Below are 13,507 nucleotides of genomic sequence, written 5' to 3'. Positions count from 1 at the left end.
AAGGCCTAGGCCTCGGGGCTGCGGGAGATGGTGACGTGGTACCGCCCGAAGCCGATCTCCAGCGCCCCCGGCTCGCGCTGCCAGCGCCAGACGCTCACGGCTTCCCAGCGGCTATAGGTTTCCAGCCTGCCAATGCGGACGAAACCGGCGAACGGCCCATCGATCTCGGCCTCGAAGCCTCCCCAGCGGAAAATCAGCAACGGCCAGCGGTCAGCCGCGCGGGGGGTGTGCAGAAAGGCGCCCTCATAGGGCGCAGGGGTAAGGGCACGAGCAGGCGCGGCTGCGTTCATAACGGTTGTCCACGGGGGATTTGGGGGCGGCCTGGAAGCCAAGCCTCAGTACAAGAGGGTTTATCTCTTCTTGGTCCCGATCAACTCACAGGGGCGGGAGGGCGTCGGGCCCGGCATGCTCCCAGGCATGGTCTCAAAAGGCGCGAGAACAGGCAAAAATTGGCCGCCGTCAAAGGCTTCGCCATGCCCGGTACCAAGCGTGACCTGGTCCGGCGAACAGAGAGGGTGGGTGCTGCCCCTCTCTGCTGACGCGGAAGTGAAATCGCCCTACTCGGCGGCGGCGGGCGTGGCCGCGAGCCGGGTCAGGAGACCTCTGATCAGCGGCATGCCGATCTGGGCCGGATCGGTCATCAGCGACTCTGGATGGAACTGCACGGCCGAGAGCGGCAGGCTCCGGTGCTCGACGGCCATGATGACGCCGTCCTCGGTTTCAGCGGTGGCGATCAGATCCCGCGGCAGCGCCACGCGCCGCGCATGCAGGGAGTGGTAGCGGCCGACGCTGAACTGCTCCGGCAGGCCGTCCAGCAAGCGGCCGCCCAGGTTGCGGATCGGAGAGGGCTTGCCGTGCATCGGCAGTGGCAGGATGTCCAGCGCGCCGCCGAAATGCTCCACCATGCCCTGCAGGCCGAGGCAGACGCCGAAGGCCGGCAGGCCGCGCTTCACCACCAGGTCCAGCGTCTCGGACATGGCGAAGTCGGAGGGGCGGCCAGGGCCGGGGGAGAGCAGCACCAGGTCCACCGCCGCGCCGCGCCGCAGCTCCTCGCGGGCGAGGTCGGGCCGCAGGGTACGGACGGTTGCGCCGGCGGCGCGGAAGTAGCTGGCCAAGGTGTGGACGAAGCTGTCCTCATGGTCCACCAGCAGCACCTGCAGGGCGGAGACGGCCGGGCGCGGCGCCGCGCCGGCTGTTGCCGCGCCCGGCACCTCGCCGCGGATGGCGGCGAACATGGCGCTGGCCTTCAGGCGGCATTCCGCCTCCTCCGCCGCCGGCTCGCTGTCATGCAGCAGAGTGGCGCCGGCCCGCACCTCGGCCACGCCCTCCTTCAGGCGGATGGTGCGCAGGGTGAGGCCGGTGTTCATGTTGCCGTCGAAGGTCATGCGCCCGATGGCGCCGCCATACCAGCGGCGGGCGGAGCGCTCCTCGGCCTCGACATGGCGGATCGCCCAGGTCTTGGGCGCGCCGGTCACCGTCACCGCCCAGGCATGGGAGAGGAAGCCGTCCAGCGCGTCCATCTCCGGCAGCAGCGTGCCCTCCACATGGTCCACCGTGTGGATCAGGCGGGAATACATCTCGATCTGCCGCCGGCCGATCACCTTCACCGTGCCGGGGACGCAGACGCGCGCCTTGTCGTTGCGGTCCACGTCGGTGCACATGGTCAGCTCGCTCTCCTCCTTGGTGGAGTTGAGCAGGGTGCGGATGTTGGCGGCGTCCTCCAGCGCGTCGCGGCCGCGCCTGATGGTGCCGCTGATCGGGCAGGTCTCGATGCGCTTGTTCTCGACGCGCACGAACATCTCAGGCGAGGCGGCGATCAGGAACTCGCCCTCGCCGAGGTTCATCAGCGCGCCATAGGGGGAGGGGTTCACCCGGCGCAGGCGGTCGAAGACCTCGCTCGGGGCGTCGGCGCAGGTGGTGGCGAAGGTCTGGCCCAGCACCACCTCGAAAAGGTCACCGCGCTCGAACGCCTTCCGGGCGCGCTCGACCATGGCGGCGTACTCGCCGGGGCCATAGTCGCTTTCGGGTGGAGTGGCGCCGCTGCCCGGACGGAAGCCATCGGCCGGCGTTTCGCGGGACATGCCGGCGGTGGAACGGCCCGCGAAGCTGAAGTCATAGCGGTGCAGCATGGCCGCGCCGCGCATGTGGTCCACCACCATGATCTCGTCCGGCAGGTAGAGGACGAGGTCGCGCTGGTCGGCGGCGCGGGGCAGGCGCAGCGGCATGGGCTCGAACTGGAAGACCAGGTCATAGCCGAAGGCACCGTAGAGGCCGAGATGCGGGTCCTCTGTGCTGCCGAACAGGTCGCGCAGCGCGCGCAGCACGGAAAAGACGGAAGGCTGGCGGGAGCGCTCCTCCTCGGCGAAGCGGCCCTCGGGCGCCTTCACCTGCAGGGCGATGTGGTCGGTGCCGGCCTCCAGCCCGGCCAGCTCGGGCATGGCGCGCAGGGCGGGGGCGATGGCGGCGAGCAGCAGCGTGCCGCGCTCGTTCAGGGCGCGCAGCGTGACGTCGCGGCCGCGGGCGGCGAGCATCAGCGGCGGGTCGGAGAAGCCTAGGTCCCAGCGGGTGTAGCGGCCCGGGAACTCGAAGGAGGAGGAGAGCAGCACGCCGCGCTGCCGGTCCAGCCGGCGGGCAAGGGCGGCGACGCTGTGGGAGCCATCCGCCTCCAGCACCTCACGATGGATCGTCAGGCCGCCTTCGGTTCGGTAGGTCGTCTGCATCGGGAACTCCGGGCTGGGCTGCCACGGGGTCCGGGACGATCGGCTGCAGGGTCAAAAAAAGCCGCCCGGAACTCCGTGGCGGCCGTGAAAACAGGAAACGCGGGCCGCCTTAGGAGAGCGGCCACCACCAACCTTGAGGAGGAATTCGCGTGTTCATGGGATGATCCATAGACCGCCCGGCGACAGGCCGGCAAGCGGATTCGTGCCGGGCTCCCAGCCGGGCGCGAAAGCACCGCGACGCTTGACCCTCGACGCGCCATCGCCTACATCGCGCCGACCTGGGTCAGGCCCAGGTTCCGATGGTCGGTGCCTCAGGGGAGGTCCGGCTCCGTCGCTCCGCGAAGGCTCGCGCAGCGGCGCGTTTTGTTTTGGGCGGGTGTCAGCCCGCATGAAAGGACGGCGCGGCCACGATGTTCGAGGCTTTGTCGGGCAAGCTGAACGGGGTCTTTGACCGGCTGCGCCGCCGCGGCGCGCTGTCGGAGGCGGACGTGTCGGAGGCGCTGCGGGAGGTCCGCATCGCGCTGCTCGAGGCCGACGTGGCGTTGCCCGTCGTCAAGGACATCGTCAACAAGGTGCGCGAGCGCTCGGTGGGGCAGGAGGTCATCCGATCCGTCTCCCCGGCGCAGCAGGTCATCAAGATCGTCAACGACTGCCTGGTCGAGGCGCTCGGCGGCGGGGCCCCTGGGACGGACGGCGTGGAGCACGTCCCCGGCCTCAGCCTGAACGCGGCGCCGCCGGTGGCCATCCTGATGATCGGCCTGCAGGGCTCGGGCAAGACCACCACCTCGGGCAAGATCGCGCTGCGGCTGCGGACGCGGGACAGGAAGAAGGTCCTGCTGGCCAGCCTGGACGTGCAGCGCCCGGCGGCGCAGCTCCAGCTGGAGACGCTGGCGAAGCAGGCCGGCGTCACCAGCCTGCCGATCGTCAAGGGTCAGTCGCCGCTGGAGATCGCGGCGCGGGCCATGCAGGTGGCGCGCGGCGAGCTCTACGACGTCGTCATCCTCGACACCGCCGGCCGCCTCTCGATCGACGAGGAGCTGATGGCCGAGGTCGCCGCCGTGAAGGCCGCGACGAAGCCGCATGAGAGCCTGCTGGTGGTGGACGCCATGACCGGCCAGGACGCGGTGAACACCGCGCGCTCCTTCAACGAGCGGGTCGGCGTCACCGGCATCGTCATGACGCGCGTGGATGGCGACGCGCGCGGTGGCGCGGCGCTTTCCATGCGGGCGGTGACGGGCGCGCCGATCAAGCTGCTGGGCGCCGGCGAGAAGCTGGACGCGCTGGAGGACTTCCACCCGGACCGCATCGCCGGCCGCATCCTCGGCATGGGCGACATCGTCTCGCTCGTCGAGCGCGCCGCCGAGACGATCGACAAGGCCGAGGCGGAGAAGCTCGCCGCGAAGATGCAGAAGGGTCAGTTCGACCTGGAGGACTACGCGGCGCAGCTCAAGCAGATCAACAAGATGGGCTCGCTCTCGGGCATCCTGGGCATGCTGCCGGGCATCGGCAAGCTGAAGTCCCAGCTTGAGGGGGCCAATCTCGACAATTCCATCCTGAAGCGCCAGGCCGCCATCATCGGCAGCATGACGCCGAAGGAGCGCCGCAGCCCCGAGATCCTGAAGGCGTCGCGCAAGCGCCGCATCGCGCTGGGCTCGGGCACCACGGTGCAGGAAGTCAACCGGCTGCTGAAGCAGTTCGACGACATGTCCGTGATGATGAAGCGGATGAACAAGCTCGGCCAGAAGGGGCTGATGCGCGGCGGGCTCGGCGCGCTTCTCCCCGGTGGCGGGGGCGGCGGCAAGCGCCCCTTCTGATCAACCTGACAGCCTAACCAAGGAACCGATTATGGCCCTGAAGATCCGTCTCGCGCGCGCCGGTGCCAAGAAGCGCCCCTACTACCACATCGTGGTGGCCGACAGCCGCTCCCCGCGCGACGGCCGCTTCATCGAGAAGGTCGGCAGCTACAACCCGATGCTGCCCTCCGACCATGCCGAGCGCATCCGCCTGCAGGACGAGCGCATCAAGCATTGGCTGAGCAACGGTGCCGTGGCGACCGACCGCGTGGCGAAGTTCCTCGGCAAGGCCGAGCTGGCGCCGATGCCGACCTATCGCGAGCAGCCGAAGCAGTCCGCGCCGAAGAAGAAGGCGCAGGACCGCGCCGCCGCCGCCGCCGCGGCGGCCGGCTGAGCGGAGCCCGGCGAGCGCACTGACCCGTCATGCCCAAGGACCGCATCCTGGTGGGGGAGATCGGCAGGCCGCACGGTGTGCGCGGCCTGGTCCGCGTCCAGTCCTTCACCGCCGAGCCCGCGGACATCGCCGCCTATGGCCCGCTCGCGGACGAGCGCGGCAAGGCGTTCGCGCTGCAATGGCTGGGCAACGGGCTGGCGCGCATCGAGGGCATCGCCGACCGTGACGCCGCCGCGAAGCTGACCGGCACGCGGCTCTACCTGCCACGCGAGAAGCTGCCGCAGCCGGAGGCGGAGGAGTTCTACCTCGCCGACCTGATCGGCCTCGCCGTCCGCGATGCGGAGGGGCGGGTGCTCGGTGAGGTGCGGACGGTGGACGACTTCGGCGCCGGCGCCTTCCTGACCGTCATCGACGAGCAGGGGCGGGAGACGCTGCTGCCCTTCACCAAGGCCGTGGTGCCCGTGGTGGATGTGGCGGCCGGCCATGTCGTGGTGGAACTGCCGGAGGATGTGGTGGTGCGGCCGGAGGAGGGCGGCGAGGCCGCTTCCGAGGCGGCGCCGCCGGAGCCCGTGCATCCGCTGCCGCGCCGGCAGGACGCGCCGAAGCGCATCGGTCCGCGCGGGGTGCGCGGAGGTGCCGCGTGACCTGGCGCGCCACCGCCCTGACGCTGTTCCCCGAGATGTTCCCGGGGCCGCTCGGCCATTCGCTGGCCGGGCGCGCGCTGCGCGAGGGGCGGTGGAGCCTGGACACGCTGCAGATCCGCGACTTCGCGACGGACAGGCACCGCTCGGTGGACGACACGCCCTGCGGCGGCGGCGCCGGGATGGTGATGCGGCCGGACGTGGTGGACGCCGCCTGCGCCGCCGCCCTGGAGGGCGGAGTGGCGCGGCCGCTGGTCTATCTCACCCCGCGCGGGCGCCCGCTGGAGCAGGCGCTGGTGCGGGAGCTGGCGGCGGGGCCGGGGGTGATCCTGGTCTGCGGCCGCTACGAGGGGCTGGACCAGCGGGTGATCGAGGCGCGCGGGATGCGCGAGGTCTCGGTGGGCGACTTCGTGCTGTCGGGCGGCGAGCCCGCGGCGCTGGTGCTGCTGGACGCCTGCGTGCGGCTGCTGCCGGGCGTGATGGGCGGGGCGGAAAGCGCGGAGGAGGAAAGCTTCTCCGACGCGGCGGCCCCGCTGCTGGAATACCCGCACTACACCCGCCCGGTGGAGTGGCAGGGGCGGCGGGTGCCGGAGGTGCTGCTCTCCGGCCACCATGCGGCGGTGGCGCGCTGGCGCCGGGAGATGGCGGAGGCGGCGACGCGCGAGCGGCGGCCGGACCTCTGGGCCCGGCATCGTGCGGCGGGCTGAGAACACAGGATTGAACGGGCGGCCGTGGCCGCCTAAACGAGTTGACGAGAGGACCTGAACCATGAACCTGCTGCAGCAGTTCGACGCCGAGCAGCTCGCCCGCCTCGCCGAGGCCCGCGCCGTCCCTGATTTCGCCGCCGGTGACACGGTGCGCGTGATGGTGAAGGTGGTCGAGGGCGAGCGCACCCGCACCCAGGCCTATGAGGGCGTCGTGATCGCGCGCTCCAACAAGGGCCTGCACAGCAACTTCACCGTGCGCAAGCTGTCCTACGGCGAGGGCGTCGAGCGCGTCTTCCCGCTCTACAGCCCGAACATCGCCGAGATCGCCGTGCTGCGCCGCGGCAAGGTTCGCCGCGCGAAGCTGTATTACCTGCGCGGCCGCACCGGCAAGTCCGCCCGCATCGCCGAACGGGCCGCGCCGAAGGCGTGAGCCGGGCGGGGAGGGGGCGCCTGCCTCCTCCCGCTGCGCAGGTTTGACAGGAAGCCGGCGCGCCGTGGCGCGCCGGGACCGTCTGGGGATTAAGCTCCCCAGGCGCTATGTGAGACCGGGGGCGCTCCCCGGGGGATGCCTCCCCCCGCGCGCCCGGCCGGAGGGGTTCCGGGGGATGCCTCCCTCCGCGACGCCAAGAGCGACGCCCGTGTGGTTGCGGGCCCCAAGCCCCGTCGCCACGCGGATGAGTGATCCATCTGCCAGAGGAAAGCACCATGTCGGCCACGAAGCCGCGCACGCTGTTCGACAAGATCTGGGACGCCCATGTCGTCGAGACGCTCCCGGACGGCACCGCGCTTCTCTACATCGACCGGCATCTTGTGCATGAGGTGACCAGCCCGCAGGCCTTCGAGGGGCTGCGCATGGCGAAGCGCCCGGTGCGCCGCCTGGACGGCACCATGGCCGTGGTGGACCACAACATCGCCACCGACGCCTCCCGCTTCACCGGCATCGAGGACCCCGAGAGCCGGCTGCAGGTCGAGACGCTGGAGCGCAACGTCGCCGAGTTCAATGTGCCCTACATCCCGCTGGCCGATGCGCGGCAGGGCATCGTGCACATCATCGGGCCGGAGCAGGGCCTCTCGCTGCCCGGCATGACCATCGTCTGCGGCGACAGCCACACCTCCACCCATGGCGCCATGGGCGCGCTGGCCTTCGGCATCGGCACCTCGGAGGTCGAGCACGTGCTGGCCACCCAGACCCTGCTGCAGAAGCGCGCCAAGAACATGCGCGTGACGGTGGAGGGCACGCTGCCGGCGGGCTGCACGGCGAAGGACATCGTGCTGGCCATCATCGGCAAGATCGGCACCGCCGGCGGCAACGGGCATGTCATCGAATTTGCCGGCTCGACCATCCGCGCGCTCGACATGGCCGGCCGCTTCTCGATCTGCAACATGTCGATCGAGGCGGGCGCCCGCGCCGGCATGATCGCGCCGGACGAGACCACCTTCGAATACGTCAAGGGCCGCCCCTTCGCGCCTGAGGGCGAGTATTTCGACCGCGCGGTGGAATGGTGGAAGACGCTGCCGACCGACGAGGGGGCCGTCTTCGACAAGGAGGTGTTCCTCGACGCCGCCGAGATCGTGCCGATGGTTTCCTGGGGCACCAGCCCGGAGGACGTGCTGCCGATCACCGGCACCGTGCCCGACCCGGAGGAGGCCGCCGACGAGGCACGCCGCGCCCAGCTCCGCCGCATGGTCGAGTACATGGGCCTGACGCCGGGGCAGCGGCTGACCGAGCTGCCGGTGGACGTCGTCTTCATCGGCTCCTGCACCAACAGCCGCATCGAGGACATGCGCGCCGCCGCCGCCATCGCCCGGGGCCGCAAGGTGGCCGAGGGCGTGCGCGCCATGGTGGTGCCGGGCTCCGGCCTGGTGAAGCTGCAGGCCGAGCAGGAAGGGCTGGACGCCGTCTTCAAGGAGGCCGGCTTCGAGTGGCGCGAGGCCGGCTGCTCGATGTGCCTCGGCATGAACCCGGACAAGCTGAAGCCCGGGCAGCGCTGCGCCTCCACCAGCAACCGGAACTTCGAGGGCCGGCAGGGGCCGGGCGGGCGCACGCATCTCTGCTCGCCGGCCATGGCCGCCGCGGCCGCCATCGCCGGCAAGCTGACCGACGTGCGGGAGATTGGCTGACATGGACGCCTTCACCAAGCTGACCGGCGTCGCCGCGCCGCTGCCGATGGCGAATGTCGATACCGACAAGATCATCCCCGCGCGCTTCCTCAAGACCATCGCGCGCACGGGGCTGGGCAAGTCGCTCTTCGCCAACCTCCGCTACAAGGAGGACGGCAGCGAGAACCCGGACTTCGTCCTGAACCGGGAGCCCTACCGCCAGGCGGAGATCCTGATCGCGCACGAGNCTTCGTCCTGAACCGGGAGCCCTACCGCCAGGCGGAGATCCTGATCGCGCACGAGAACTTCGGCTGCGGCTCCTCGCGCGAGCATGCGCCCTGGGCGCTGCTCGACTTCGGCATCCGCTGCGTCATCGCGCCCGATTTCGCCGACATCTTCCACAACAACAGCTTCAAGAACGGCATCCTGCCCGTGCGCCTGCCGCGCGCGGTGTGCGACCAGCTGATGGAGGATGCGAAGCTCGGCGCCAATGCGCGGCTCACCGTGGACCTGGAGCGCCAGGTGGTGGTGCGGCCGAACGGCGAGGAGATCTCCTTCGAGATCGACCCGCTGCGCCGGCACCTGCTGCTGAACGGGCTGGACGACATCGGCCAGACCCTGCAGCAGGCCCCCGCGATCGACGGCTTCGAGGCCAAGCAGCGCGCGGCGCAGCCCTGGCTGTACCGCTGAGACCCATACCAAGCCCGGCCCGCCGCCGGCGGGCCGGTCCAGGAAAGAAGGACGACCCGCGAACATGACGGCGAACAAGAGGCTGCTGGTCCTGCCCGGCGACGGCATCGGGCCCGAGGTGATGCGTGAGGTGCGGCGGGTCATCGAGTGGATGGACCGCCGCCGCCACGTCAGCTTCGCGCTGGAGGAAGGGCTGGTCGGCGGTGCCGCGCTGGAGGCCGAGGGTTCGCCCTGCCCGGATGGCACCGTCGAGCGGGCGCTGGCCGCCGATGCCGTGCTGTTCGGCTCCGTGGGTGGCCCGAAATGGGACACGCTGCCCTTCGACAAGCGGCCTGAGCTCGGCATCCTGCGGCTGCGCAAGGAGCTGGGCCTCTTCGCCAACCTTCGCCCCGCCCTGGTGCTGGACCCCCTTGTGGACGCCTCCAGCCTGAAGCCTGACGTGGTGCGCGGGCTCGACCTGATGATCGTGCGGGAATCCACCGGCGGCATCTATTTCGGCGAGCCGCGCGGCGTGGAGACCCTGTCCAACGGCAAGCGCCGCGGCGTGGACACCGAGGTTTATACCGAGGACGAGATCGCCCGCGTGGCGCGGGTCGCCTTCGAGCTGGCCAAGGGCCGCACCGGCAAGATGACCAGCGTGGACAAGGCCAACGTGATGCAGTCCGGCCGCCTCTGGCGCGCCGTGGTTTCCGAGATCGGCAAGGCCGAGTACCCGGAAGTCGAGCTGTCGCACATGTATGCCGACAACTGCGCCATGCAGCTCTGCGCCCGGCCGAAGCAGTTCGACACCATCCTGGCCAGCAACATTTTCGGCGACCTGCTCTCCGACCTGGCGGCGGCGGCCACCGGCTCGCTCGGCATGCTGCCCTCCGCCACGCTCGGGGCGCCGGACGCCTCCGGCCGGCGGCGCGCGCTCTACGAGCCCATCCATGGCTCGGCGCCGGACATCGCTGGCAAGGGCATCGCCAATCCCTGTGCCCAGTTGCTCTCCTTCGCCATGCTGCTGCGCTGGTCCTTCGGCATGGAGGAGGATGCCAGGCTGGTCGAGACGGCGATCGAGAAGGTGCTGGCCGGTGGGCTCCGCACCGCCGACATCATGGGTCCCGGCACCGCCCGTGTCGGCACCAGCGTCATGGGTGACGCGGTGCTGCGCGAGCTGGACAAGCTGGGGGCGTAACAACCGAAAAACGCCCTTGCGCGGGGAGGGCCGGTCGGTTATCTCCCCGCCACTGGCAAGCGCTCGTAGCTCAATTGGATAGAGCACTAGACTACGGATCTGGGGGTTAGGGGTTCGAATCCTCTCGAGCGCGCCAGATCTTCTCCTTGGAAAACATGGGGATTCCGAAAAAGCCCGGCGCTCGCGCCGGGCTTTTCGCGTTTGGGCGGCCGGCGCGCGTTCCGCAAAACCGCCCGTCGCGTGCGATCCGCCACGGCCAGCCGCGCCCCAGTTCGGAGATCCCCCGGCGCCATGCCGGGCGGCCGCGATACCGCGGAGGTGATGGCGAGAGAAGGGCAGCTTTCGCCATTCGCGTGGCGTTGCTTCGGAGAGACGTATTGTCGCTCCGCCTTGCCAAGGGTGTTCCCGTGGCCGACTATCGCCGTTGGACGCTCCGCCAAGCGGAGCATGGCCGTCCCGATGAGGCTGATAAGGCATTGAGCCGTGCCGCCTCGGGGACGAGCAGGCGGATCCTCAGCCGGGGCCCGGCCAAGCCGCGGTAGCGGAGCACGGCGGCGCGGACTGAACCAGGGCAAGGCGACGCGATAATGGACGCTGGCACGCAGGACGCCTTCCCGATCGTTGGCATCGGCGCTTCCGCCGGCGGCGTCGAGGCGCTGGAAGGTTTCTTCTAGGGGCTGCCGGAAAGCCCCGGCTTGGCCTTCGTCATCATCACCCACCTGAGTCCCGAGCGGAAAAGCCTGCTTCACGAGATCGTCAAGCGCTACACCCGCCTGCCGGTCCTGGTCGCCACCGACGGGGCCAGGGTCGAGAAGGACCATGTCTATGTCCTGCCGGCCGACGCCGTCGTGGGCATCGAGCAGCAGCATCTCGTCATCCAGAAGCCGAACTCCAGCCGGCGCCACCGCAAGCCGATCGACATCTTCTTCAGCGCCCTGGCGGCGGACCAGGGGGAGCGGGCGGCCGGCGTGGTGCTCTCGGGAGGGGATGGCGACGGGACGCTCGGCATCAAGGCCATCAAGGAGCGCGGCGGCGTGACTCTGGCCCAGGTCGCCGACGGGCACGGCCCCCGGCCCGAGGACATGCCGGAGAGCGCCCTCTCCACCGGGCTGGTGGATTTCGCCCTGCCGGCGGACCGGATGGGCGAGCGGCTGGTGGACTTCGCGCGCTCCCTGCGCCTGCTCGACGGCATGGCCTCCCGTTCCCTGCTGGCGCATGAGGATGAGGCGCTGGGGGAGATCTACGGCATCGACGGCGACGTGGTCTTTTATTCCGGGCGCACCGGGAAGTACCTGGAGGCCGCGGCGGGGCTGCCAAGCCGTCAGCTTCTGGCCATGGCCCGCAAAGGGCTGCGGCTCGAGCTGCGGACAGTGTTCCGCGAGGCTCTCGAAGCCGGCCGCACCGTGACGCGCGAGGACATCGCCATCGAGGACGAGGACGGCCGCGTGCAGATCGTCACGCTGACCGCCGAACCCTTGCGCAAGCACGACGACGGTGAGCCGCTCTTCCTGGTGCTGTTCACCGACCAGGGCCCCACCCTCAGCCGGGAGGAGGCGGCCGGCCGCGCTCATACCCAGCACGATGGCGCCGCGCCGCACCTGGAGCGCGAACTGCGCGAGACGCGCGACCGGCTGCAATCGCTGATCGAGGAGTACGAGACGGCGCTGGAGGAGCTGAAGTCCTCGAACGAGGAACTGGTCTCCGTGAACGAGGAGCTGCAGTCCACGAACGAGGAGCTCGAGGCCTCCAAGGAGGAGCTGCAGTCCGTCAACGAGGAGCTGCACACTGTCAACGCGGACCTGCACTCCAAGGTGGACGCTCTGGACCGTGCCAACAGCGACCTGCAGAACCTGTTCAACAGCTCGGATATCGCGACCATCTTTCTCGACGGCGCGCTGAAGATCCGCAGCTTCACGCCGACCGCCTCCACCGTGTTCAACATCCTGCCGGGCGACCGCGGCCGGCCGATCACCGACCTGTCGCAGCGCTTCGCGATGCCCACCTTCACCGAGGACCTCGCGGAAGTGCTGGCGGCCGGCAGGCCGCTGGAGCGGCGTGTGGACGACGAGAAGAACCAGGCCTTCTACCTGCTCCGCGTGGCGCCATACCTCGACGGCGACCGGCGCGCCGAGGGCGTCGTCGTCAGCATCATCGATGTCAGCAACCTGACCCGCGCGGAGGCGCGGCAGCGCATGCTGGTGGCCGAGCTGCAGCATCGCACACGCAATCTTCTGGGCGTGGTGCAGTCCATCGCGCAGCGCACGCTGGGCTATGACGCGCGGATGGAGGCCTTCCAGCAGCGCCTCGCCGCGCTCGGCCGCGTGCAAAGCCTGATCGGGAACACCGCCGACACCCAGATCGATCTCGGCGACGTCGTCCGGGCCGAGCTGCGCGCCCTGGACGCGCGGGAAGGCGAGCGGGTGGCCGTGACCGGGCCACGCGTGCCGCTCGGCATGACGCATGTGCAGATCATGGCGCTCGCGCTTCACGAGCTCGCCACCAACGCCCTGAAATACGGTGCGCTGGAGCGGGCCGGCGGCAAGCTGCACATCGGCTGGACAATCCGCGCGGACGAGCACTCCGACCGCTGCCTGGTGCTGATATGGCGGGAAAGCGGCGTGCCGATCGCCGCGCCGCCGGAGCGGAGCGGCTATGGCCGCGAGCTGATCGAGCGCGCCCTCTCCTTCAGCCTGGATGCGCGGACCGAGCTGGTATTCGGCGAGGATGGCGTTGTCTGCACCATCGAGATGCCGCTGCCGGAAGGTAAGGATGGTGCAGCCTGGAGCAAGGCCTGATGAACGACACGGTCTTGCGCGGCAAGCGGATCCTGGTGGTGGAGGATGACTACTTCATCGGCCAGGACATGTGCGGCATCCTGGAGCGGGCCGGCGCGGTGGTGCTGGGGCCGATCGGCCGCGTCGGGCAGGCAGCACGCTTTCTGCGGGAGCGCGGCCGGGAACTCGACGGCGCCGTTCTCGACGTGGACCTGCGTGGCGAGAAATCCTACGTGCTGGCGGAGATGCTGATCAGGAGCGGACAGGCTTTCATCTTCACCACCGGGTTCGGGCCGGAGAGCATCGAGGCGGCCTACAGGACCCATCCGTGGTGCAACAAGCCTGTTAGCGGCGCGACCCTGCTCCAGGCCCTCGCCACGCTTCTGACGGGTTCCTCCGATGCGGACGGCGCCGCATGACCTGCCCCCGTCCCACGCTCGCCGCACGGGGCGATGAGAGGTGCGGCGCGAGGCCGTGATCGGAGGCGCGGAAGGGCGCGGGACCCTGGCGG

11 protein-coding genes, 1 tRNA gene and 1 pseudogene are annotated in these 13,507 nt (G+C 70.2%); 11 read left to right on the top strand and 2 right to left on the bottom strand.

Features of this window, described 5'->3' with window-relative positions:
• Positions 1-5: 5 nt before the first annotated feature.
• Entirely contained in the window at positions 6-290 is a 285-nt protein-coding gene (locus tag E0493_RS09585) for a hypothetical protein (RefSeq protein WP_160936707.1), read from the bottom strand.
• Between the two features lie 267 nt (positions 291-557).
• Positions 558-2,720 carry an anthranilate synthase component I gene (locus E0493_RS09580; RefSeq protein WP_160936706.1) on the bottom strand — a complete coding sequence of 721 codons (2,163 nt, stop codon included), beginning with the start codon at positions 2,718-2,720 and terminating at the stop codon, positions 558-560.
• Between the two features lie 410 nt (positions 2,721-3,130).
• Here E0493_RS09580 and ffh point away from each other — a divergent pair, with 410 nt between their 5' ends.
• From ffh to E0493_RS09525, 11 genes and pseudogenes are all read left to right on the top strand, one after another.
• On the top strand, positions 3,131-4,534 hold the full coding sequence (gene ffh / locus E0493_RS09575; protein ID WP_160936705.1) for a signal recognition particle protein: 1,404 nt from the start codon (positions 3,131-3,133) through the stop codon (positions 4,532-4,534).
• Positions 4,535-4,565: 31 nt separating this feature from the next.
• Complete coding sequence (gene rpsP, locus E0493_RS09570; protein ID WP_160936704.1) at positions 4,566-4,907, top strand: 30S ribosomal protein S16; 342 nt, start codon at positions 4,566-4,568, stop codon at positions 4,905-4,907.
• Between the two features lie 29 nt (positions 4,908-4,936).
• Entirely contained in the window at positions 4,937-5,551 is a 615-nt protein-coding gene (rimM, locus tag E0493_RS09565; RefSeq protein WP_160936703.1) for a ribosome maturation factor RimM, read from the top strand.
• Entirely contained in the window at positions 5,548-6,255 is a 708-nt protein-coding gene (gene trmD / locus E0493_RS09560) for a tRNA (guanosine(37)-N1)-methyltransferase TrmD (protein WP_160936702.1), read from the top strand. The genes rimM and trmD overlap by 4 nt, the downstream gene beginning before the upstream one ends.
• 61 nt (positions 6,256-6,316) lie before the next feature.
• Positions 6,317-6,685, top strand: coding sequence for a 50S ribosomal protein L19 (gene rplS, locus E0493_RS09555; RefSeq protein ID WP_160936701.1), 369 nt, complete (start codon positions 6,317-6,319; stop codon positions 6,683-6,685).
• A gap of 275 nt (positions 6,686-6,960) precedes the next feature.
• Positions 6,961-8,376: a 3-isopropylmalate dehydratase large subunit gene (leuC, locus tag E0493_RS09550; RefSeq protein WP_160936700.1), complete on the top strand. Its 1,416-nt coding sequence runs from the start codon at positions 6,961-6,963 to the stop codon at positions 8,374-8,376.
• Between the two features lies 1 nt (position 8,377).
• Positions 8,378-9,045: pseudogene (gene leuD / locus E0493_RS09545) on the top strand (3-isopropylmalate dehydratase small subunit).
• A gap of 64 nt (positions 9,046-9,109) precedes the next feature.
• Positions 9,110-10,222 (top strand): 3-isopropylmalate dehydrogenase, encoded by a 1,113-nt coding sequence (leuB, locus tag E0493_RS09540; RefSeq protein ID WP_160936699.1) that lies wholly within the window; start codon positions 9,110-9,112, stop codon positions 10,220-10,222.
• A 59-nt stretch (positions 10,223-10,281) separates the two neighbouring features.
• A tRNA-Arg gene (locus tag E0493_RS09535) sits at positions 10,282-10,358 on the top strand.
• A 541-nt stretch (positions 10,359-10,899) separates the two neighbouring features.
• On the top strand, positions 10,900-13,017 hold the full coding sequence (locus E0493_RS09530) for a chemotaxis protein CheB (protein WP_268894108.1): 2,118 nt from the start codon (positions 10,900-10,902) through the stop codon (positions 13,015-13,017).
• Positions 13,017-13,415 carry a response regulator gene (locus E0493_RS09525; RefSeq protein WP_160936698.1) on the top strand — a complete coding sequence of 133 codons (399 nt, stop codon included), beginning with the start codon at positions 13,017-13,019 and terminating at the stop codon, positions 13,413-13,415. Before E0493_RS09530 ends, E0493_RS09525 begins: the two co-directional genes overlap by 1 nt.
• Positions 13,416-13,507 lie beyond the last annotated feature (92 nt).

This window comes from Teichococcus coralli (genome assembly GCF_009829925.1).
In the GTDB taxonomy this organism is placed as follows: domain Bacteria; phylum Pseudomonadota; class Alphaproteobacteria; order Acetobacterales; family Acetobacteraceae; genus Pseudoroseomonas; species Pseudoroseomonas coralli.
Note: the sequence above shows the minus strand (reverse complement) of the source record. Positions and strands in the feature narration are given on the sequence as shown.